Origin of the sequence: Pilimelia columellifera subsp. columellifera (assembly GCF_039532605.1) — a bacterium.
Taxonomy (GTDB): Bacteria; Actinomycetota; Actinomycetes; order Mycobacteriales; family Micromonosporaceae; genus Pilimelia; species Pilimelia columellifera.
This window is the reverse complement of the sequence record NZ_BAAARY010000002.1, coordinates 270,836-292,375: the sequence shown is the minus strand read 5'-3', so window position 1 is coordinate 292,375 and position 21,540 is coordinate 270,836. Positions and strand designations below refer to the sequence as shown.

General features: G+C 69.8%; 17 protein-coding genes. 10 read left to right on the top strand and 7 right to left on the bottom strand.

Features of this window, described 5'->3' with window-relative positions:
* Positions 1-88: 88 nt before the first annotated feature.
* The 3 genes from ABD287_RS04290 to ABD287_RS04280 all read right to left on the bottom strand — a co-directional run bounded on the left by ABD287_RS04290 (position 89) and on the right by ABD287_RS04280 (position 2,083).
* Positions 89-685 carry a DUF4360 domain-containing protein gene (locus ABD287_RS04290; RefSeq protein WP_344168504.1) on the bottom strand — a complete coding sequence of 199 codons (597 nt, stop codon included), beginning with the start codon at positions 683-685 and terminating at the stop codon, positions 89-91.
* 83 nt (positions 686-768) lie between these two features.
* Positions 769-1,395, bottom strand: a complete 627-nt coding sequence (locus ABD287_RS04285) for a DUF4360 domain-containing protein (RefSeq protein WP_344168501.1) — start codon at positions 1,393-1,395, stop codon at positions 769-771.
* 79 nt (positions 1,396-1,474) lie between these two features.
* Positions 1,475-2,083 (bottom strand): DUF4360 domain-containing protein, encoded by a 609-nt coding sequence (locus ABD287_RS04280; protein WP_344168498.1) that lies wholly within the window; start codon positions 2,081-2,083, stop codon positions 1,475-1,477.
* Positions 2,084-2,736: 653 nt separating this feature from the next.
* On the opposite strand from ABD287_RS04280, the gene ABD287_RS04275 reads away from it, so the two are divergent.
* From ABD287_RS04275 to ABD287_RS04265, 3 genes are all read left to right on the top strand, one after another.
* Complete coding sequence (locus tag ABD287_RS04275) at positions 2,737-3,342, top strand: RNA polymerase sigma factor (RefSeq protein WP_344168495.1); 606 nt, start codon at positions 2,737-2,739, stop codon at positions 3,340-3,342.
* A 388-nt stretch (positions 3,343-3,730) separates the two neighbouring features.
* Complete coding sequence (locus tag ABD287_RS04270; RefSeq protein ID WP_344168492.1) at positions 3,731-3,982, top strand: type II toxin-antitoxin system Phd/YefM family antitoxin; 252 nt, start codon at positions 3,731-3,733, stop codon at positions 3,980-3,982.
* Positions 3,979-4,389: a type II toxin-antitoxin system VapC family toxin gene (locus tag ABD287_RS04265; protein WP_344168489.1), complete on the top strand. Its 411-nt coding sequence runs from the start codon at positions 3,979-3,981 to the stop codon at positions 4,387-4,389. The genes ABD287_RS04270 and ABD287_RS04265 overlap by 4 nt, the downstream gene beginning before the upstream one ends.
* Positions 4,390-4,464: 75 nt before the next feature.
* Here the strand turns inward: ABD287_RS04265 and ABD287_RS04260 are convergent, their stop codons facing one another.
* Together ABD287_RS04260 and ABD287_RS04255 are read right to left on the bottom strand one after the other, a co-directional pair.
* Positions 4,465-4,761 (bottom strand): HigA family addiction module antitoxin, encoded by a 297-nt coding sequence (locus ABD287_RS04260; RefSeq protein ID WP_344168487.1) that lies wholly within the window; start codon positions 4,759-4,761, stop codon positions 4,465-4,467.
* A gap of 104 nt (positions 4,762-4,865) precedes the next feature.
* Entirely contained in the window at positions 4,866-5,057 is a 192-nt protein-coding gene (locus tag ABD287_RS04255) for a type II toxin-antitoxin system RelE/ParE family toxin (protein ID WP_344168484.1), read from the bottom strand.
* Between the two features lie 134 nt (positions 5,058-5,191).
* Here ABD287_RS04255 and dusB point away from each other — a divergent pair, with 134 nt between their 5' ends.
* Complete coding sequence (gene dusB / locus ABD287_RS04250) at positions 5,192-6,289, top strand: tRNA dihydrouridine synthase DusB (protein ID WP_344168598.1); 1,098 nt, start codon at positions 5,192-5,194, stop codon at positions 6,287-6,289.
* 14 nt (positions 6,290-6,303) lie between these two features.
* Here dusB and ABD287_RS04245 read toward each other — a convergent pair whose 3' ends face one another.
* Positions 6,304-7,986 (bottom strand): Ig-like domain-containing protein, encoded by a 1,683-nt coding sequence (locus ABD287_RS04245; protein ID WP_344168481.1) that lies wholly within the window; start codon positions 7,984-7,986, stop codon positions 6,304-6,306.
* A 559-nt stretch (positions 7,987-8,545) separates the two neighbouring features.
* Here ABD287_RS04245 and ABD287_RS04240 point away from each other — a divergent pair.
* From ABD287_RS04240 to ABD287_RS04230, 3 genes are all read left to right on the top strand, one after another.
* A complete protein-coding gene (locus tag ABD287_RS04240; protein WP_344168478.1) occupies positions 8,546-10,174 on the top strand; it encodes a multicopper oxidase family protein in 1,629 nt (542 codons plus the stop codon).
* Entirely contained in the window at positions 10,171-10,704 is a 534-nt protein-coding gene (lepB, locus tag ABD287_RS04235; protein ID WP_344168475.1) for a signal peptidase I, read from the top strand. Before ABD287_RS04240 ends, lepB begins: the two co-directional genes overlap by 4 nt.
* An 87-nt stretch (positions 10,705-10,791) precedes the next feature.
* On the top strand, positions 10,792-15,525 hold the full coding sequence (locus tag ABD287_RS04230) for a peroxidase family protein (RefSeq protein WP_344168472.1): 4,734 nt from the start codon (positions 10,792-10,794) through the stop codon (positions 15,523-15,525).
* A gap of 36 nt (positions 15,526-15,561) precedes the next feature.
* Here the strand turns inward: ABD287_RS04230 and ABD287_RS04225 are convergent, their stop codons facing one another.
* Positions 15,562-16,041: an META domain-containing protein gene (locus tag ABD287_RS04225; RefSeq protein ID WP_344168595.1), complete on the bottom strand. Its 480-nt coding sequence runs from the start codon at positions 16,039-16,041 to the stop codon at positions 15,562-15,564.
* Positions 16,042-16,184: 143 nt separating this feature from the next.
* Between ABD287_RS04225 and speB the strand changes: the two genes are divergently transcribed.
* The 3 genes from speB to ppdK all read left to right on the top strand — a co-directional run bounded on the left by speB (position 16,185) and on the right by ppdK (position 21,432).
* Positions 16,185-17,270 (top strand): agmatinase, encoded by a 1,086-nt coding sequence (gene speB / locus ABD287_RS04220; RefSeq protein ID WP_344168469.1) that lies wholly within the window; start codon positions 16,185-16,187, stop codon positions 17,268-17,270.
* Between the two features lie 37 nt (positions 17,271-17,307).
* Positions 17,308-18,498, top strand: a complete 1,191-nt coding sequence (locus ABD287_RS04215) for a sensor histidine kinase (protein ID WP_344168466.1) — start codon at positions 17,308-17,310, stop codon at positions 18,496-18,498.
* Between the two features lie 210 nt (positions 18,499-18,708).
* Positions 18,709-21,432 carry a pyruvate, phosphate dikinase gene (ppdK, locus tag ABD287_RS04210; RefSeq protein WP_344168463.1) on the top strand — a complete coding sequence of 908 codons (2,724 nt, stop codon included), beginning with the start codon at positions 18,709-18,711 and terminating at the stop codon, positions 21,430-21,432.
* Positions 21,433-21,540: the final 108 nt, after the last annotated feature.

Sequence of the window (21,540 nt, the reverse complement as noted above, 5' to 3'; positions counted from 1 at the left end):
CGCCCAGCCGAGCGAGCCCATCGGGCCCGCTGAGGGGATTGTCGCCGGGGGCGGGGACAGCGCGTCTCTCCCACCCCCGGCCGAAGACTCAGCAGGCCTCGGTGACGAAGTTCCAGAACGTTCCGTAGTTCATGCCCACCGAGTTGTGGCCACTGCCCTGGGCTTTGAGGCTCTGCGTGATGATCAGTTGATCCTGGCCCTCACAGCGGGAGCCCCAGAAGTCCTTGAGTTCATGGGTGGCACTCCATGACCCCTCGTAGCTGCCGTCGTGCTGCCAGCCGACCCGCTCCTCGGTGTGAGAGCCACCCTGCCAGAAGTACTTCGCCTTGAACTCCGCCGAGCCACCGGGCCGGAGCATGGCGTCGCCGCTGAAGGCAGCCTGGCGCATACCGATCCGGTAGCCCGATGCCGTCGTGACGCGCAGCACCAGCGTGCATGCCTTCAGCGCCGGCTTGGGGGGCGTGTTGGCGGTGAATGTGTCGTAGATGGCGGTGACCCAGCCACCGTTCGGGTCGACGACCACCTGAGTGGTGTCCTTCTTGCAGCCGGATCCGGAGACTCCGACGACCTCGATCTGCGGCTCCGCCTTCGGCTTCTCCTCGGCGAACGAGGGTGCTGGCAGTGCCGCAACCCAGAGGCCGGCTCCGGCGGTGGCCGCTGCGAGGAGCTTCGTTGTCTTCTTCACTTCTTTCCCCTGTCAGAGGTGGGTGAGGGAGGGGCGCCGGGCGGGTGGTTCCCCGACGCCCACGGTGTGCGAAGCGCCGGCCTTCAGTGATCGGCGCAGGGTTGGGTCTCCAGCTCCCAGACCGTCGAGTACTGGGAGTCCGCAGTCTCCATGTTCAGCACATTGGTGCCGCTGCCGGAGACCTTGAGGTTCTGGGTGATGATGAGTTGGTCGTTGCCGCCGCAGCGTGAGCCCCAGAACTCGGTCAGGGTGTGGGTGGCCTGCCATGACCCGTTGTGGACGCCGGCTTTGCTCCAGCCCGGCAGCTCTTGGGTCCGGGCCACGCCCTGCCAGAAGTACTTGGCCTTGAACTCCGCCTTGCCCCGAGAGGTCAGCGCGGCCTCACCGCGGTAGTCGACCTTGCGGACGCCCAGCCGGTATCCAGGGTCGAGCTTGACCTTGAAGGTAAGCGTGCAGGCCTTGACAGCCGGGTTGGCCTGCGCAGTGGTGCGAGCCTCGAACGCGTCGTAAAGGGCAGTGAAGCCGCTGCCCTCAGGGTTGATCAGGACTGTGGCGGTGCCGGCCGGGCAGCCGGCGCCGGAGACTCCGGCCAGTTCGAGCTGCGGTGGGGTCTTGGACGGCGGATGGGCCGAGGCGGGCGAGCCCGGAGCCGAGGCGGCGGTGAGAGCGAGCAGGGCGGCCGCGGCGTACCGGGCGGGGCGGCTGATCATGATGTTCTCCTGAGGCTTGTGTGGGATTCGGTGAGCCGGGTGGGCGGTCGACGCCGAGTGGGCGCCGACCGCCGATCACTCAGCAGGGCTGCAGGTCGAAGTCCCACTTGGTGGAGTAGCTGGAGTCCGCGGTCTCCATGTTCATCACGTTGGTGCCCGAGCCGGTCGTCTTCAGGTTCTGGGTGATGTTCAGGCGTGAGTCCTTGCCGCACCAGCTGAAGTAGCTCTCACGAATGTCGTGCACAGCCTCCCAGGAGCCTTCGTAGGCGCCGTTGCGGCTCCAACCCGGGTGCTCCAGCGTCTTGGAGTTGCCCTGGTAGAAGTACTTGGCCTTGAACTCACTGCGGCCAGCGCGCGTCAGCACGGCCTCGCCGCGGTAGACGACCCGGCGGACGCCCACCTTGAGGCCCGGCGGAACCTTGATGTTCAACACGAGGGTGCACGCCTTGAGGCTGGGATTCGCCGGTGTGCGCGCTTCGAAGGCGTCGTAGAGAGCGGTGAAGCCGGTGCCGTCCAGGTTCGGCACGATGGTGGCGGTGTCAGCCGGACACCCGGAGCCGCCGTACTGGACCACCTCGATCTGCGGCGGAGTAGGGCGCTTGGCATCGGCCTGGGAGGGAGTCGCCATCCCGGCGACGAGCCCGGCGGTAGCGAGCGTGCAACCGATAACCTTGCGGGCGATAGTCATGGAATCCCCTTCGTCGGGCCGCGGATGCTGGCCGGCGGTGCCCCGTCGGCGGCGTGAGGTAGTCGTCGGTCGACCCGACGATGGAGTGCGGGAGGGATACGGCTCATCCGCCAAGCGATCCCGTCCGACCTACACCAGTGAAGATGCGCCACGGCGACGGCAGATACCGTGGCGTGCCTCTCAATTCGCCATCAGCCGATAACGATATAGGCCGCGAGTGTAGCCAAGTCGGGTAGTAGCTGTCCAATGTAGACGTCATCACGTTTTCCGCGATTCTGTTGCAGGTGAAGCGGGGCAATGTGAAACATATTCTGTCATGACGGGGATCGACTGCGGCGCCTTGTCGGCTGGGCCGGACCTGGCCGTCCGCAGGAGCGCCGGGGTGAGTCTGTGGTCCTGATGTCCGTCAATCCTTCAATTAGCTCTACTGTGGACGAACCTGCGTAGGTACTCTCAAGTGGTCCAACCTCCCAGCGTGTGGACACGGGGGCGCGCCACCCACGGTGACGTGCAAGTTTGGGGGTGAGTGCGGTGGTAGTCCATCCACGCGTCGTGGTTGCAGGGTGCGGGCCCGACCTGGGTACGGTGACGGCCGATCGACGTGAGGATTACGCCGGAGCCAGCGTCGCGCGCTGCCGAAGATGGTGTCGGCGGTGAAGGCGCAGGACATGGAGGCGCCGGTCGACCTGGCGGATTCCCAAGCCGAGATGTTGGCCGCCGCGGCAGCAGGCGATGCGGAGACCTGGTCACTTCTGATAAAGACTTATTCGCCCATGGTCCAGTCGTTGACGTTTCAGTATTGCCTTAATCGGGCTGATGCCCCAGACGTGACGCAAACGGTTTGGCTGCGGCTCTGGGAGAATGCGTCCGCGATCCGCGAACCCGCCGCGCTAACCTCCTGGATCGGTCGCACCACCCGCAACCTGTGCCTGCGCGCCCGCCGGCAGGACGCATACGTGCGACCCGTCGCCCCCGAGCACTTCATCGGCGTCCGGCAGCTGCAGGTCGGTGACCCGACGGAAGCCGTCGACGACGCCTCGGCCGCCGCCCACCGTCGGCGGGCGTTGCGCCGCGCCCTGGACGACCTCGGTCCGCGATGCCGCCAGTTGATGGCTTTGCTGATGAGTGAGTCGCGGCCGAGTTACCGCGAGATCGCTGCCGAGCTGGACATCCCGGTAGGTAGCATCGGGCCGACCCGGCAGCGTTGCCTCGAGCGCCTACGTCAGAGCGTGGTCCATGCCATGGCGACTCAGGGTTGAAACGGCGTATGTCTGTCCGGCCCTCCGTAGAGCGGAGGCGGAGGCGCTCGGATCGTCCCCCGCATCCCTGCCCTCCAGCAGCGCGAAGTGCCGGGTGGCCGTCCCGGGCTGGCGACAACCGGCGGCGGCGTCCGCCCAGGCTCGGAACGGCGGCCGGTCGGGCAGCGTCTCGCGCAGCAGCGACAGGCCCTCACGTTCGTGTCCGAACTCCGATGGCGTGACCTCCACCCAGCGGGACGATCACCCGCACTGCAACCCCTGAGGTACCGGCCGTCGCCACAAACGGACGCCCCAAAGCTAACACCGGGACCGGACATCACGCTGAGGCGCGCAAAGCCCCGAGTCCGGCCAGCCCATCTGGCGTAGCACAAGTGCTACGATCGGCGTCATGAGTGCTGAGGTAGGGCTGCGGGAGCTTCGGCAGAACGCCAGTGAGTTGGTCCGGCAGGCGGAGTCGGGGACCCGCGTGACGATCACCGTCGCGGGTCGTCCCGCGGCCGTGCTCGGTCCGGTGGGCCCACGGGCGTGGCGGAGCTGGGACGACCTGGCTGACCTCTTCCGCCAGCCCGCCGACGCCAGCTGGCCGGCCGATCGTGATCTGGTGGACGGCGAGCTGAGCGACCCGTGGGAGCGGGCGTGACGGCGACCGGCGTGGTCGAGGCGGGAACGCGCGGGATCCTCGACACGAGCGTGCTCATCGCCGCCGACGTGACACCGATCCCCGGCCAGTTGGCGATCAGCGTGGTGAGCCTCGCCGAGTTGCGCTTCGGCGTGCTGGTGGCGAAGGACTCGACGGCCCGGTCGGCCCGGCTGGCGCGTCTGGTGTCGCTGGAGCGCCGGTTCGAGCCGCTGCCGGTCGACGAGTCGGTGGCCGACAGTTACGGGCAACTGGCCGCACGGGTGGTCGAGGTCGGTCGTCAGCCGCAGGCCAGGGCGATGGACCTGCTGATCGCGGCGACCGCCCACGCTCACGGTGCTGCCCTGTACACGCGCAACGCCGCGGACTTCGCTGGCCTGGAGGACCTGGTGCAGGTCGTTCCCGTCTGAGCGGGTCAGTCGGTGCGGACGATGCAGCTCTCGCAAGGCGGGTTCGGCGTTCTCGTTTCGGCATCGTGCGGCTGGTCAAGCCGCGAGCGGTGAGATGGCGTCGATGTCTGCGCCGTGGTTCTCTTTCTCGACTTCGATGTCATAGTCGGCCTGGATGTTGAGCCAGTAGCGCTCGCTGAGTCCGAGCGCCTTTGACATGCGCAGGGCCGTGTCGGGGGTGATCCGGCGGGTGCCGTGCACGATCTCATTTATCCGCCGTGGCGGTACGCCCATGGCTGTGGCCAGTCGGTACTGCGAGATGCCCATGGGGACGAGGAAGTCCTCCAACAGGATCTCTCCGGGGGTGATGGGCGGGTGTGCCTTTTCGGTCATCTGTCCTCCTTCGGTCAGTGGTAGTCGACCAGCTCGACGTGCGCAGGCCCGGCTGGAGTCCAGCGGAAGCAGATCCGGTACTGGCCGTTGACTCGGATCGAGTGCTATCCGCGGCGGTTGCCCTTGAGCTTCTCCAGCCGGTTACCGGGTGGGACCCGCAGGTCGGTAAGGGTTTCGGCGGCGTTGAGTTGGCGTAGCTTGCGGTGGGCGATCCGCTGGACGTCGGGCCCGAAACGGGACACCCGTTCCCGATCGTGTACCCGGCGGGTCTGTTCGTCGGCGTACGACTGAATCACCGCAAGACCATATCGTGCGGCGTTAATAACGGCAAGCGTTATGCTTTGGGCTGGCCGTAGCCGGCAGGCGGCGGAGCGCGTGGCATCCTTGCCCGGTGAACGCCGTCCTTCCGCCGCTCCGGCTCGGCCCGTACATGCTGTCGACACCGGTGGTGTTGGCGCCGATGGCCGGCATCACCAACATCGCTTTTCGTCGCCTGTGTCGGGAGCAGGGCGCCGGCCTGTACGTCTGCGAAATGATCACCACGGTCGCGCTGGCGGTGCGCAACCCCAAAACCGAGCGCATGATCCAGTTCAGCGACGACGAGCAGCCGCGGTCAATGCAGCTCTACGGTATCGACCCGGACATCACCGCCAAAGCGGTGAGGCGGGTCGTCGACGAGAACCTCGCCGACCACATCGACCTCAACTTCGGTTGCAGCGTCCGCAAGATCACCAGTAAGGGCGGCGGCTCGGCGATCCCGTACAAGCGGCGCCTGTTCGGCGCGATCGTCAAGGCCGCCGTCGACGCCGCCACCCCCGCGGGCATCCCGGTGACGATCAAGATGCGCAAGGGCATCGACGACGAGACGCCCACCTACCTGGAGGCCGGCCGGATCGCCCAGGACGCCGGCGTGGCCTGGGTGGCGCTGCATGCCCGCACCGCCGCGCAGCGCTACTCGGGCGAGGCTGACTGGGAGGCGATCGCCCGCCTCAAACAGGCCCTGGACGTCCCGGTGTTGGGTAATGGCGACATCTGGGAGGCCGACGACGCCCTGCGGATGGTCGCCGAAACCGGCTGCGACGGCGTCGTCGTCGGCCGTGGCTGTCTGGGCAGGCCGTGGCTGTTCGCCGATCTGGCCGCCGCGTTCGCCGGGCGTCCGGAGCGGGTGATGCCGGACCTGGGCTACGTGGCGGGCACGATGCGCCGGCACGCTGAGCTGCTGTCGGCGTGGTGGCGGGCCGAGCGGGAGGGCGTCACCGATTTCCGCAAGCACGTCGCCTGGTATCTCAAGGGTTTTCCGGTCGGCTCGGACCTGAGGCGGGCGATGGCGATGGCGTCGTCGCTGGCCGAGCTGGACGATCTGCTCGCCCGGCTCGACCCGTCCGAGCCGTTCCCGATGGCCAATGTGGGCCAGCCGCGCGGCCGCACGAACTCTCCTGCGAGAGTTGTGCTGCCGCACGGCTGGCTGGACGACCGGGACGACGCCGCGGTCCCGGTGGGGGCGGAGTTGGACGATTCCGGCGGCTGACCGCCGGGATCAGGTCAGCGGGCGATCGCCCAACCTGACAGCGACGACGCGGGGGCGATCCCGAAGCGGTTCACCGGCGCGACCTGGAACCGGTATCGGGCGTTGCGGGCCAGTCCGCCGGACCAGGTGTACGCCCGGAGCCTGCTGCTGACCACCCGGGTGCTGCGTGCTCCGTTGGACCGGATGACCGTCACCCGGTAGGCGGAGATCGCGGCGCTGTTCGAGACGGTCGGCGAGGCCCACCGCACCGACGCGGTCACTACCTTGGTTGCCTTGCTTCCGCTGGTCACCCCACGGATCGAGGCGCGCCCGGGGACGCCGACCATCCGTGCGGCCGAGCGGACTGATTCGTTGCCCGCGAAGTCGACGGCTGACAGCGTGAACCCGGTGACCCGGCCGGCGAGGCCGCTGACGTTGGTGTTCGCGGCCCGTCCGATTCCCGGCGCCTGGATCTCGCCGGCGAAGGCGTTGTTGCGGAACAGCTTGTAAGCCTCGGCTGTCGGCACGCCCGGCCAGGAGATCCGGGCGGTGCTGCCGGACAGCGCGGTCGCTGCCGGGGCGCCGGGCCGGGCCGGGGCGGTCCGGTCGATGGTGACGGTGACCGGCGCGGAGACCCCGCCGGTGGATCGCGTGGTCATGACCCGGTCGCCCTCGGCGAGGGCCGCGGCGGGCGTGAGCCGGTACTGGCCGTTGGCGACGGGGCCGGTGGCCACCACCTGGCCGTCGGCGAGCAGTTCGACGCTGTCGCCGGTGGAGCGCCCGGTGAATTCCGGCTGCGCGACCCTTGTCAGGTTGTCGACATCGGAGACCCCGGTGTCGGTCGCGCTGGTCATGTTCGGAGTGGTCGGCGGGTTGCCGGCGGCCAGGTCGGCGATCCTGCCCTGAACGTTGAAGCCGGCCGTGCGGACGTCGACGCCCGGCCCGACGATCCGGAAGTAGTTCTGGGGCGCGCCAGCCTCGTCGAGGAGGGTCGATCCGATGACCCGGTGCGGGATGCTGAAGTCACCGATGTGGCCGGCGGGGGCGGCCGGCGCGAAGGCGGGGTCCCAGGTGAGGAACGGCGCGGGGGTCTCCGCGCCGGCGGAGTCGCCGAGGAACCCGTCGGTGGCGGCTTTCCAGCCTCCGTTGTCGCACGGCGGATCGGCCTCGCCCGCTTCGGCAGGGCCGCACCCGGTGTCGGGGTTGTGTTCGGCGCGTCGCACGTTTCCGACGCCGTCGGTGGTGATCGGGAACTGGCCGTACGGGTGCATGACCGTGTAGGTGGTGTTCGGGGCCAGGCCGGTCACGCGTTCCAGGCGGGTCCGGCTGAACATGACCTCCTCGCCCGAGCGCACCTCGTCGTTGGCGAAGGAGGTTTCGAGCGCCAGGATCATCAGGGCGCTGACCCCGTTCTGGCTGAGGGCCGCCTCGGCCGCCCAGTAGAAGTTCTCCACCGCGTAGTTGTCCGGGTAGGACATGGGGCTGCCGGTGTCAGGCAGCTCGCTGAGGACGCAGCGGTCGGCCGGGTCGTCGCAGAGCGCGAGCCGGAGGCCGTTGGCGTCTTCCACGTAGGTCGGGAAGCGTTTGACGTTGCTGTCCTCGCCGACCGCGTTGAGTCCGGCGTTGGCGGGGGCGGCATGGGTGAGGGAGAGAACGATTGCGGCGGCCGCTGCGATTGCGGCGCTTCGGCGGCGCCTGTTGCTGTTACGGGGTGTCATCTGTGCGCGTCCCATTCGCTTGGGGTCAGTGAGGGGTTGAACGCCGAATTCTGCGGCTGACACGACGGTTCATACAAACGCTCTCGGTGATCGTTCCATGGCACGTAGTAATGGTGGCGACAATCCAATCCATCGTTGTGTTTGGTCGCACTGGGGCTGGAGTGAGCCATGATGCGGATGCGCCAGGAGTGAATTCGCGGACCCCAATTCGAAAAGGCCCTTGACCTGCGGGTTCGCTGAATTTATACCCGCATCAAAGGTGATGATCGATATATGACGCGTCGGGCCATTGGGCGCTTGTCGAGGCAGTTGGATCCAAGTCCTCTTTGTGTCCGGTAGGGCCAGGGCCCGGTCATTCTTTCGGACTTGAAGGGGTCACCTGCCAGGTGCCCGATCAATTACCTTCGCCGGGGAATCTGCACACCGTTTGATTGCTTATTGACCGGTTGGTGGAGTCGCCGGGACGGTGCCGTTACGTACCGTTTTCACCTATCGCTTCCCAGCGGTTCGAGTCGCTTGAGGCGATGCGACGACAGCACAACGCAGCGGAGGTTCGGTTATGAGCGAGCAGACCCCAGGCACGCACGGCGTCAACCGACGCGATCTGATGCGACGGGCGGGCGCCGCAGGCGCGCTGGTCGCCACCGGGTTGGCGCTGCCGCTGGGCCGTTCGGTGCAGACCTCGTCGGTCAGCCTGCTGCCGTCGAACAAGATGCCCAAGCCGTTCAAGGCGCCGTTCCGTCGACCGCCGGTGCTCAAGCCGCGGGCTGTCACCCGGGACGCCCGCGGCTTCTACACCCAGCACTACACCGTGAACGAGCGCCTGGGCGCCACCGAGATCGCGCCAGGCATCCAGACCCCGGTCTACGGCTACAACGGCATCTTCCCCGGGCCGACCATCGAGGTGAACCGCGGCGTCAAGACGGTCGTGCGGGTGCGCAACAAGCTGCCGAACCTGCACCCCGATCTCGGGCACAGCTTCGCCACCTCCACCCACCTGCACGGCTCGGCGTCGGCGCCGCAGTACGACGGGTACGCCAACGACATCACGCCGCCCGGGTTCTACAAGGACTACCACTACCCGAACTTCCAGCCGGCCCGAACGCTCTGGTACCACGACCACGGCGTGCACCACACCGCCGAGAACGCCTACTCCGGCCTGGCCGGGATGTACATCATCCGTGACGCCGCCGAGCGGGCGCTGCTCCCACAGGGGGAGTTCGACGTCCCCCTGGTCATCAACGACGTGATGCTCGGCGCGGACGGCCGGTTGGCCTACGACGACAACGACCACTCCGGACTGTGGGGCGACATCATCCTGGTCAACGGCGTGCCGTGGCCGAAGATGAAGGTCAAGCGCCGGGTCTACCGTTTCCGGGTCCTCAACTGCTCGATCGCCCGTTCGTACCGGTTCCGGCTCAGCACCGGCGACCCGGTGACCATGGTCGCCACCGACGGCGGCCTCATGCCGGTGGCCCGCAGGGTCGACCAGTGGCGCCACGGCGGCGCGGAGCGCTACGAGATCCTCATCGACTTCCGCAGGTACAAGCCAGGGCAGAGGATCGAGCTGCGCAACCTCAGCAACGACAACAACCGCGACTACAGCAACACCAACCGGGTGATGCAGTTCGAGGTCACCGACGACGCGTTCTCCACGGTGAACAACCGGATCCCCACCACGCTGGTTCCCAGCGCCGCCACGAGCCTGAAGCCATCGCAGGCCAAGCGTTCCCGGTACCTGCGGGTGCACCGCAGCAACAGCGAGTGGAAGATCAACGACCAGAGTTGGCATGACGTCGTCGCCAGCGGATACACGAGCGTGGTGTCCAGTCCGGAGATCAACGAGGTGGAGATCTGGGATATCGAGAACACCTCGGGAGGATGGTTCCACCCGGTCCACATCCACCTGGTGGACTTCCAGATCATCGGTCGCAACGGCAGACCGCCGTTCGACTACGAACGCGGCCCCAAGGACGTGGTGTACGTCGGCGAGGGCGAACGGGTGCGGCTGCTCATGCAGTTCGCCCACCAGCGGGGCAAGTACATGATCCACTGCCACAACCTGCCGCATGAGGACCACGACATGATGCTGCAGTTCAGCGTCGGTCTCAAACCCGGCGCGATCGACCCCAACGACCCGATCAAGGCGGCGCCGCCGCGTCGGGACACCCTTCCCCCCAACGCATGAGACGCGCCGCGCGGCGCTGGGCGGGCGCCGTCGCCCGCTGGCGGCGACCCGGCCGGACCGTCCTGAGCTGGACGGTGACGGCGCTGGCCGCCGCGTCGGTGGTCGTCGCCGCCCGGGTGTGGGTGGTCGAGCCGTTGCGGGTCGGGTCGGACAGCATGTCGCCCACGGTGGACCGGGGCGCGGTGGTGCTGGTGGAGAAGCTCTCCCCGCGGTGGCGCCAGCCCGCGCGCGGCGAGCTGATCGCCTTCTGTAGTCCCGAGGACGGTCAGCTCATCCTCAAACGGGTGGCCGCTGTCGGCGGCGATGTCGTGGAGATCCGCGACGGGCGGCTGTTCGTGAACGACGGCCCGGTGGACGAGCCCAGCCTCGACGCCGCGCTCGACGACGGTCACTACTTCGGTCCGGTCCCGGTCCCGACCGGCGCGGTGTTCCTGCTCGGCGACAACCGGACGAACTCGATCGACTCCCGCGACTACGGCCCGGTGCCGCTGGGCGAGATCGAGGCCCGGGTGCTGCTGGGCGCCCGCTGATCTGCCCTGTTCGCGACGCCCGGCGTCGTCTGGCCGAGAGGTTCTTTCATGATCAGGTTTCGTTGTCGGTGGGCTGCGGCGCTGAGCGTGACGCTCAGTCTGGGTCTGTTGCCGATGCTTCCGTCGGCCGCCGACGCGGCGCCGGTCGGGCAGGGGTTCAACCTGAACCCGTCCGACCTGAAGTTCATCCTTCAGCAGATCAGGATCGCTGAGGCGCACGCCGCCGGCGGCGAGCTGCTCGGGTCGGGACCGGACCAGATTCCCAACGCGGCCAGGCAGGGCGCGGAGCTGCCGTTCGGCCTGCGCACCGTCGACGGGACTTTGAACAACCTTACCGCCGGCAAGGGCGGATTCGGCGCCGCGGACCGGGCCTTCCCCCGACTCACCGACGCCGACCACCGCGCGGGCGAGCCGTGGGCCGCCGACCCGGACGGCCCCGGGCCGTTGGCGGTCGGCGCCCCGACCTCGTACGCCCAGAAGAAGGGGCTGGTCAACGACTCGCGCCCCAGGATGATCAGCAACCTGGTCGTCGACCAGACCGCGGGGAACCCCGCCGCGGTCGCCGCCGCCGGCCCCGGCGCCACGCCAGGCGCGTCCGGCGCCTTCGACATGCCCAACACCGCGCCCGACGCCGGCCTGTCCGCCCCGTACAACTCGTGGTTCACCCTGTTCGGCCAGTTCTTCGACCACGGCCTGGACATGGTCAGCAAGGGTGGCGGGACGGTCTACCTGCCGCTGCGGCCCGACGACCCGCTGTACGACCCGAACAGTCCGACGAACTTCATGGTCCTCACCCGTTCGCTGAACCAGCCGGGCCCCGACGGCGTGCTGGGCGACAACCCGGCCACCCCGGCCGTCGACGAGAGCGCCGACGACGTCCGCGACGCCACCAACCAGACCGCGACGTTCGTCGACCAGAGCCAGACCTACGCCTCACACCCGGCCCACCAGGTCTTCCTCCGGACCTACGCCGCGAACGCGGCGGGCCGGCCGGTGTCCACCGGCGCGCTGCTCACCGGCGAGCGCGGTGGCCTGGCCACCTGGACCTCGGTCAAGGCGCAGGCCCGCGCCATGCTCGGCATCGCCCTCACCGACAACGACGTCGCCAACATTCCGCTGGTGGCCACCGACCCGTACGGCAGGTTCCTGCGCGGTCCCAACGGCTACCCGCAGCTGGTCCGCCCCGGCAACGTCCTGGTCGAGGGCGACCCGGCCGCCAACGGCGGCGCGGGCGTGGCGGTCCCCGCGGACGCGATCCGCACCGGTCACGCCTTCCTGGACGACATCGCCCACCACGCGGCGCCGGGCACGGTCGATCACGACCGCAATCCGGCCACCCCGAAGGTGGCGCTGACCCCGGACGGCGACCCGGGGACCACTGACGACAACATCGCCACCACCTACGACGACGAGATGCTCGGCCGGCATTTCATCACCGGTGACGGGCGGGCCAACGAGAACATCGGCCTGTCCGCGGTGCATCACCTCTTCCACTCCGAGCACAACCGGGTGCTGGGCGACATCAAGAACGTCCTGACCACCGAGGACTCCGACAGCCTGCCGGAGTGGCAGCTGGGGTCCGCCGGGTGGAACGGCGAGCGACTGTTCCAGGCCGCGAAGTTCGTCACCGAGATGCAGTACCAGCACCTGGCGTTCGAGGAGTTCGCCCGGAAGGTGCAGCCGCGGGTGAACGTCTTCGCCGACTACGACACCACCGTCAACTCCGCCATCGCCGCTGAGTTCGCGCATGTGGTCTACCGGTTCGGCCACTCGATGCTCACCGAGACCGTCGACCGGGTGAGCGCCGACGGCGTCCGGTTCGACAAGCCGCTGCTGGACGTCTTCCTCAACCCGCCGGCGTACTTCGACGGCGGTCCGGCCGGTCAGCTCAGTCCGGAACAGGCCGCCGGCGGCATCGTGCGGGGCATGACCGGGCAGGTCGGCAACGAACTGGACGAGTTCGTGACCGAGGCGCTGCGCAACAAGCTGCTGGGGCTGCCGCTGGACCTGGCCACGCTGAACATCGCCCGCGGTCGGGAGACCGGGATGCCCTCGCTCAACGACGCGCGGCGACAGTTCCACGCGACCGCCGGGCATCCGGCGCTCAAGCCCTACGCCAACTGGAACGACTTCGGCGCCGGCCTGCGGCACCGGGAGTCGTTGGTGAACTTCGTCGCCGGCTATGGGACCCACCCGACGATCACCGGGACGTTGCCGCAGCGCCGCGCCGCCGCGGCCCGGTTGGTCGCCGGCGATGCGGCGGTCCCCGGCACGCCCGGCGACGCGGTGGCCTTCATGGAGGGCGTCGGCGCCTGGGCGGACACCGGGACCGGCCTCGACGATGTGGACTTCTGGGTCGGCGGGCTGGCGGAGCGCCAGCTGCCCTTCGGTGGCCTGTTGGGCTCGACCTTCAACTTCGTCTTCGAGTCGCAGCTGGAGCGTCTGCAGGACGGCGACCGGTTCTACTACCTGAGCCGCACCGCCGGCCTCAACCTGCTCACCCAGTTGGAGGGGAACTCGTTCGCTGAGCTGATCGAGCGCAACACCGATGTGGAGGGTCTGCCGGCGGATGTGTTCTCCCGCCCGGACCACACGTTCCGCCTGGCCGGACTGGGTTCCTCCGGCCCGATCCAGGACGACCCGGGCACCGTGGCCGACGAGCGGGCATTGCTGACCCGGATGCCGGACGGCACGGTCCGGTACGGCGGCGACAAACACGTCGTCCTCCTCGGGACGGCCGGCGCCGACCGGGCCCGCTCCGGCGACGGCGACGACACCCTGCTCGGCCAGGACGGCGACGACCGGCTCGAAGGCGGCGCCGGCAACGACGGTCTGGTCGGTGGCACGGGCGATGACATCCTCACCGACGAGTTCGGCGACGACGACCTCAAGGGCGGCGACGGCGACGACGCGATCGGCGCCGGCGCCGGGTTGGACCTGGTCCAGGGCGGTCTTGGCAAGGACTTCCTGCACGGCGGATCGGACCCGACCGAGCACCTGGCGGGCCCGGGCGACGATGTCGTCTACGGCGGCGAGTCGGCCGACACCGTCTTCGGCGACGACGGCGACGACTGGATGCAGGGCGGCGATCAGGGCGACCTGTTGCAGGGCGACAACGGCGCCCCGTTCCAGGATGACCCGAACACCCCCGGCGACGACGTGCTCCTCGGCGAGGGCGGCGCTGACGACCACCACGCCGAGGGCGGCCACGACATCATGGTCAATGGCCCGGGCGCGGACCGTTACCTGGGTAACCTCGGCTTCGACTGGGTGACCCACAAGGGTGACCCGGCCGCGGCCGACGCCGACCTGCGCCGCACCGGGCTGGTGAATCCGGCCCTGGACACTGTCAACGACCGCTACGACCAGGTCGAGGGACTGTCAGGCTGGGACCACGACGACATCCTCAACGGCGACGACGCGACCGCGGCCACGATGATCGAACACGAGCTGATGAACACAGCCCAGGTAGACAAGGTCCGCGGCCTGCGGGCGGCGCTGGGGGGCGCCGCCAGTTTCACCGGCGGCAACGTCCTGCTCGGCGGCGCCGGCAACGACCGGATCGCCGGCCATGGCGGCGACGACATCATCGACGGCGACGCCTGGCTCAACGTCCGGCTCAGCGTCCGCACGGACCCGGCCGACCCGGCCACCGAGGTGCGCAGCGTCGACAGCGTGTTGGCGATGCAGAGCGACGTGTTCGCCGGCCGGATCGACCCGGGCCACCTCGTCATCGTCCGTGAGATCCTCCACTCGCCGACGGCCGGCGACGACGCGGCGGTCTTCAGCGAGTTCCGGGCCAACTACGACCTCGTCCAGCTCCCCAACGGGGACGTGCGGATCACGCACGCCCGTGGCAGCCGGGCCGACGGGGTGGACACCGTCCGCAACATCGAACGACTGGTGTTCGGCGCGGGCGCCGGCGCCGAGGTCGTGCGGGTCCCGGACGCGCCGACGATCGGCGAGGCCACCGCGGGCGACGCCGCGGCCATGGTCCGCTGGACGCCGGTCGCCGGTGGCGTGCCCGCCACCGGCTACGAGGTGCGGGCGTTCGCGGGCGCCGGCGCGAGCCCGGCGAAGATCGTCCGGGTCGGCGCTGCGGCCACCGCGGCGACGCTTACCGGCCTGACGAACGGGACCGGCTACCGGTTCCGGGTGCTGGCCAGCAGCGCGGTCGGCAGCAGCGCGCCGTCGGCGCTGTCCAACGAGGTCATCCCGCTGGGGCCTCCGGGCGCTCCGACGGTTGGCGTGCCGAGCCGGGGACGGGCGTCGGCGACGGTCCGCTGGTCGGCGCCTGCGGGCGCCGGCGGCGCCCTGGTCACCGGGTACCGGGTCCAGGTTCTGGCCGGGACGTCCACTCTGGTCAAGACGGTGACGGCGCCCCCGGGGGCCCGCCACCTGTTGGTGACCGGGCTGGCGAACGGTCGGGCATACACGTTCCGGGTGGCGGCGGTCAATGCCGCGGGTGTCGGCCCGCTGTCGGCCCGCTCGGCGGCGGTGGTCCCGGCGACGGCGCCGTCCGCGCCGCGGATCGGCACGGCGTCCTCGGGCGCCTCCGGCGGCACGGTCACCGCGACCGCCCGGTGGGGCGCGCCGGCCAGCAACGGCGGCGCAGCGATCACCGGCTACCGGGTGGTGGCCCTGCGGCTGTCGGCCAGCGGGGCGGTGCTCAGCACGCGGACGTCCGGGCTCCGGGCGGCGTCGGGTCGGAGCTACTCGTTCCGTCTGTCCCAGGGCCGCTACCGCTTCCAGGTGTACGCGGTGAACGTGGCCGGCGCCGGCCCCAGGTCGTCCCGGTCGAACCAGGTGACCGCACGCTGACGGCGCCCGGAGCACGCGCCGGCCGCGCCGCGCCGGTCATCCGCCGGCTGACCGGCGTAGCTGGCCGACCTGGGCATCGCCGGCGTCGCGCAGCGTCAACATGTTGCCGTTGATCTCCACGGTCCGGGTCGAGGCGAGCCAGGGCCCGACGTTGACGTTGTCGCAGCCCATCTCGGTGCTTCCAGGAAAGGACGCCTGGAACGCGCCGCCCGGGCTTGCGCTCCATCGTCCTTTGAGGGGGTTGCACCCGTCGGAACCCTGCCAGGCGCCGTCGTCGGTGAACTGAACGTATGGGGGCGTTCCCCACTTATTTGACGAGGTGGGCGTGACCGGGGTCCACCGGCCCAACAACATCCGCCTGTCGATCGCCTGCGGTGTCGCCGCGGCGGTCGGGGTCGTGGCCGTCGGGCTGGCCCCGGCCGTGGTTGGCGGATCCTCGGCGGGCTTTGAGCCGGCGCACCCCGCCAGGGCCACGGGGACGAGAACAACGCTGCTGAACAGCGCACCCAGACGCATCACGTCACAGCTTCCTTCCATTGACAGCCCAGGGTGTCGATGCGGTCATCGAGGGTCACCCCCGCAGCCGTCTGCGCTTACTCAAGGTAGTCTATTTAGGCTGTCCTGACCCGTGACCGCGCCAACCCCCGTGAAGGACCGCCATGACCGCCGCCCGCCCCACGCCGATCGGTCCCCCCGACGCGGCCACGGTGCCGCGTTACGTCAACGCCACCACGTTCGCCAGGCTGCCCCGGCTGGACCAGGTCGGCCGGGCCGACATCGTCGTCGCCGGCGTTCCCTTCGACTCCGGGGTCACCTACCGGCCCGGCGCGCGGTTCGGCCCCAACCACGTCCGGCAGTCCTCGATGCTGCTACGGCCGTACCACCCGATGCTCGACATCGCCCCGTTGACCGACTTCCAGATCGCCGACGCGGGCGACTTCGCCGTGAACCCGTTCTCCATGGACTCGACCATCGAGTCGATCACCAACGGCGCCCGTGAGCTGATCAGCGGCGGCGCCCGGCTGATGACCATCGGCGGCGACCACTCGATCGCGTTCCCGCTGCTCAAGGCGACCGCTGAACAGCACGGCCCGCTGGCGGTCGTGCACTTCGACGCCCACCTGGACACCTGGGACATCGACTTCGGCAGCTGCCACTCACACGGCACGCCGTTCCGGCGGGCCGCCGAGGCCGGCTACACGCTGCGCGAGAACTGCCTGCACGTGGGCATCCGCGGGCCGCAGTTCGAGAAGGAGGACCTGGCCGCCGACGCCGACCTCGGTTTCCAGATCGTCTGGGGCGAGTGGTTCGACGAGCTGGGCATCAAGGGCGTCATCGCCCGGATGCGCGAGCGCCTCGGCGACCACCCGGTCTACGTGTCGGTCGACATCGACGTGCTCGACCCGGCGTTCGCCCCGGCCACCGGCACCCCGGAGGCCGGCGGTTTCTCGTCCCGGGAGCTGCTGGCGCTCATCAACGGGTTGGCCGGGCTCAACGTCGTCGGCGCCGATCTGGTGGAGGTCGCCCCGGCCTACGACCACGCGGAGATCACCGGTATCGCGGCGGCCCGGATCGCCTACGAGCTGATCTCGGTGATGGCGGTGGACCTGCACCAGCGGGCGACGGTCGCCGAGTTCGCCGAGGCGACGCCGGCCGAGGTCACCGAAGCGGTCATCGCCGAGGTCGGCGCCGGCGGGAGCAGCCCCGTGGCCGGTGACATGCCGTTCGCCGCCGTCGAACGCTGACCGGCCGCGCCTGAGGGCGGCGTAGACTCGGGCCACGGTGTCGAAGTCGTGGTTCAGGCCGGTCGAGGCCGGCCCCTGGGCTGCCGCCCGGCAGGCCGGTCTCATCATGGCGTTCGTCGCCGCCCTCGACTTCATGATCGTCGCGATCAGCATCAACCCACCGGCGCAGGTCGCCGTGGCCATCGCGGACACGATCGTGGCCGCCGTCGCCTGGTTCGGGCCGTGGCGTCGCTGGGCCCCGCAGTGGCAACTCGTTCTCGCGGCCCCGATCATCGCCATCATCACGTACGCCACGCTCGCCTTCGACGGCCTGGCCGCCGGCACCGGCCCGTACTTCGTCCTCCTGCACGCCTGGGTGGGTCTCAATTTCAGCCGCTGGGTGGCCTGGGCGCTCGCGCCGGTCACCGCCGTCTGCTACGCCGGCAGCCTGCTCTCGGTCGAGCAGAGCGCCGAGACGGTCGCCAACGCCGTCACCATCGTGGTGGCCGCGCTGCTGGTCGGGCTGCTCATCGCCACCCAGATCGACGCCCAACGCAGGGATCGGGACCGGATCGCCAAGGCCGAGCGTTGGCGGGCCGCGCTCAGCGCCACTCTCGCCCACGACCTGCGGTCGCCGCTGGCGACCATGCAACTGGCCGTCGAGCTGGTCCGTGGCGAGGACGACACCATGTCGCCCACCGAGCGGGCCCGGCTGCTCGACAACGTCCTGCGTCAGGTCGACCGGGTCAACCGGCTCGCCGCCAGCCTGCTGGACATGGAGCGCATCGACGCGAACGGCTCGCTGCGACTCGACCTGGAGCAGGTGCGGTTGGCCAACGTCCTCTACGAGGCCGTCGAACTGGTCGGTTCGGCCGGCATCGCCGTCGACGTCGACCCGGCCCTGTCGATCGAGGTTGACCGGGAGCGGCTGCTACAGATGCTGGTGAATCTGCTCGCCAACGCCCGACGGCACGGCCAGCCGCCGGTCGTCGTGCGGGTCGAGCAGGTGCCTGGCTGGGTGTCGATCGAGGTGCGCGACCACGGCCCGGGCGTGGCCGACGCCGTCCGTGGGTCGTTGTTCGGACGATTCGCCGCCGTCGACGCCGACGGCTCGGTCGGTCTGGGCCTGTGGATCGTCGACCAGCTCGCCCGCGCGCACCACGGCCGGGTCCGTTACGAGCCCGCCGAGCCGGGGGCGCGGCTGGTTCTCATGCTGCCGACCCGCCAGCCCGGACGGGTGACCGGCTGACGGAATCTGCTCGGAAAGCCGCCCCAGCGAGCGTGATCTTGCGGCAATCTCGACCTCAGTGTGCCAAGCGTCACCTGGCACTCCCAGCGCGGGCCGTTGTCGCATAACGTCCGCTCAACGGTAGACGACCGGCCGGTGACCGACACCGGTCCTGTCGGCGTCGGCCGGCGTCACCCGACGCGAGCACCCCACGGCGATCAGGAGGCTCACATGACTGGCCAGCAGCCGGCTACCCGGTCTACCGGCAAGTTCGTCTATGCCTTCGCCGAGGGCAACAGGCATCTCAAGGATCTGCTCGGCGGCAAGGGCGCCAACCTCGCCGAGATGACCAACCTCGGGCTGCCGGTGCCGCCAGGATTCACCATCACCACCGAGGCGTGCCAGGCGTACCTGGCTACCGGCGCACAGCCGCCGGCGCTCGCCGAGCAGATCACCGCGCACCTCAACAAGCTTGAGGCGGCCATCGGCCGGACCCTCGGCGATGCCGGTCACCCCCTGCTCATCTCGGTGCGCTCCGGGGCCAAGTTCTCGATGCCCGGCATGATGGAGACCGTCCTCAACGTCGGCCTCAACGACGCCAGCGTCGTCGGGTTGGCCGCCCAGACCGGCGGCGAGGCTGGCGACCGCTTCGCCTGGGACTCCTACCGCCGCCTCATCCAGATGTTCGGTAAGACCGTCTGCGATGTGCCGGGGGAGGCGTTCGAGCACGCCATCGACGCGGCCAAGGCGGCCAAGGGCGTCACCAGCGACCTCGACCTCACCGCCGCTGACCTGCGGGCGTTGGTCGACAGCTACAAGAAGATCTTCGTTGAGCACGCCGGACGGGACTTCCCGCAGGACCCGCGTGAGCAGCTCGACATGGCTGTCGGAGCCGTCTTCCGGTCCTGGAACTCCGACCGCGCCGTGCTCTACCGCCGCCAGGAGCGGATCCCGGCCGACCTGGGCACCGCAGTCAACGTCCAGTCGATGGTCTTCGGCAACCTCGGCGCCGACTCCGGCACCGGCGTGGCCTTCACCCGCGACCCGGGCACCGGCGCCCGCGGCGTCTACGGCGACTACCTGGCCAACGCCCAGGGCGAGGATGTCGTCGCCGGCATCCGCAACACCCTGCACCTGGACGAGCTGGAGCAGCTCGACAAGGCTTCCTATGACCAGCTGATGTCGATCATGGCGACGTTGGAGGCGCACTACCGCGACCTGTGCGACATCGAGTTCACCATCGAGCGCGGCAGGCTGTGGATGCTCCAGACCCGGGTTGGCAAGCGGACCGCGGCGGCGGCGTTCATCATCGCCAACCAACTCGTCGACGAGGGCGTCATCGACATCGACGAGGCCCTCGGCCGGGTCAGCGGCGCCCAGCTCGCCCACCTCATGTTCCCGGCCTTCGACCTGGACGCCGCCCCCGAGCGGCTGGCCAAGGGCATCGCGGCCTCGCCCGGCGCCGCCGTCGGCACGGTCGTCTTCGACTCGCGTCGGGCCGCCGAGATCGTCGCCGCTGACCCGGGCGCCCGGGTCATCCTGGTCCGCCGGGAGACCAACCCCGACGACCTGCCCGGCATGATCGCCGCCCAGGGCATCCTCACCTCGCGCGGCGGAAAGACCAGCCACGCCGCCGTCGTCGCCCGCGGGATGGGCAAGACCTGCGTCTGCGGCGTCGACGCTCTCGACGTCGACGTGGCCGGCGGGCGGTTCGCCATCGGCGGGGTCACCGTCAACGACGGCGACACCGTCTCCATCGACGGCACCACCGGCGCCGTCTATCTCGGCGAGGTCCCGGTGCGGCCCTCGGAGGTCGTCCAGTACTTCGAGGGCGCCGTAGGCGCCGAAGCATCCCCGCTCGTCACGGCCGTGGACCGGCTGCTGCGGCACGCCGACGGCGCCCGACGCCTGGGCGTGCGCGCCAACGCCGACACCGGCGAGGACGCCGCCCGCGCCCGCCGGTTCGGCGCTGCCGGCATCGGCCTGTGCCGCACCGAGCACATGTTCCTCGGCGACCGCCGGTCGCTGGTCGAGGCGCTGGTCCTGGCCGACACCGACGCTGCCCGTACCGCGGCGCTGGCGGCTCTGCTGCCGTTGCAGCGGGCGGACTTCATCGAGATCTTCACCGCGATGGACGGACTGCCGGTCACCGTCCGGCTCATCGACCCGCCGTTGCACGAGTTCCTGCCCGACTACACCGAGCTGTCGGTGAAGGTCGCGTTGGCGCAGGCGCGCGGCGAGGACGCCGGCCGCGACGCGGAACTGTTGGCCGCCGTCACCCGGATGCACGAGCAGAACCCGATGCTCGGGCTGCGCGGCGTGCGGTTGGGCCTGGTCATCCCGGGCCTGTTCGCCATGCAGGTGCGGGCCATCGCCGAGGCGGCGGTGGAGTGCGCGCGCCGCGGCGGCGCCCCGAAGCCGGAGATCATGGTCCCGCTGGTGGGCGCGGTGCAGGAGCTGGAGACGGTCCGGGTCGAGGCGGAGAAGATCGTTGACGAGGTCGTGGGCGGCCACGGGGTCGACGTGCTCATCGGCACGATGATCGAGGTGCCGCGGGCGGCGCTGACTGCCGGCCAGATCGCCGAGTCCGCGCAGTTCTTCTCCTTCGGCACCAACGACCTCACCCAGATGGGCTGGGGCTTCTCCCGCGACGATGTCGAGGGCGCCTTCTTCTCCCGCTATCTGGAGTTGGGCATCTTCGGGGTGTCGCCGTTCGAGTCGATCGATGTCGACGGGGTCGGCCGGCTGGTGCGGATCGCCGTCGAGGAGGGGCGGACCGCCCGTCCAGATCTCAAGGTCGGGGTCTGCGGCGAGCACGGCGGGGACCCGGAGTCGGTGCACTTCTTCCACGCCGTCGGTCTCGACTACGTGTCCTGCTCGCCGTTCCGGGTGCCGATCGCGCGTCTGGAGGCGGGCCGGGCGGCCGTCGCGTCGTCGGGCTCCGACTCCCGCTGACCGGCGCCCGTTGCCCGACGCCTGTCGGGAAACGGTGTCGTCGGCAGGTCTGGCGGTCGCTGGCGTACCCTGATCCTAGGCGTTCCGGACTTTTCGGGCGGGGGAACA

Bases quoted from the DNA above. Each gene is read 5' to 3' on its own strand.
- ABD287_RS04285 (WP_344168501.1), bottom strand. From the start codon at position 1,395: ATGATCAGCCGCCCCGCCCGGTACGCCGCGGCCGCCCTGCTCGCTCTC.
- ABD287_RS04280 (WP_344168498.1), bottom strand. From the start codon at position 2,083: ATGACTATCGCCCGCAAGGTTATCGGTTGCACGCTCGCTACCGCCGGG.
- ABD287_RS04270 (WP_344168492.1), top strand. From the start codon at position 3,731: ATGAGTGCTGAGGTAGGGCTGCGGGAGCTTCGGCAGAACGCCAGTGAG.
- ABD287_RS04260 (WP_344168487.1), bottom strand. From the start codon at position 4,761: ATGACCGAAAAGGCACACCCGCCCATCACCCCCGGAGAGATCCTGTTG.
- dusB (WP_344168598.1), top strand. From the start codon at position 5,192: ATGCTGTCGACACCGGTGGTGTTGGCGCCGATGGCCGGCATCACCAAC.
- ABD287_RS04245 (WP_344168481.1), bottom strand. From the start codon at position 7,986: ATGACACCCCGTAACAGCAACAGGCGCCGCCGAAGCGCCGCAATCGCA.
- ABD287_RS04240 (WP_344168478.1), top strand. From the start codon at position 8,546: ATGAGCGAGCAGACCCCAGGCACGCACGGCGTCAACCGACGCGATCTG.
- lepB (WP_344168475.1), top strand. From the start codon at position 10,171: ATGAGACGCGCCGCGCGGCGCTGGGCGGGCGCCGTCGCCCGCTGGCGG.
- ABD287_RS04225 (WP_344168595.1), bottom strand. From the start codon at position 16,041: ATGCGTCTGGGTGCGCTGTTCAGCAGCGTTGTTCTCGTCCCCGTGGCC.
- speB (WP_344168469.1), top strand. From the start codon at position 16,185: ATGACCGCCGCCCGCCCCACGCCGATCGGTCCCCCCGACGCGGCCACG.
- ppdK (WP_344168463.1), top strand. From the start codon at position 18,709: ATGACTGGCCAGCAGCCGGCTACCCGGTCTACCGGCAAGTTCGTCTAT.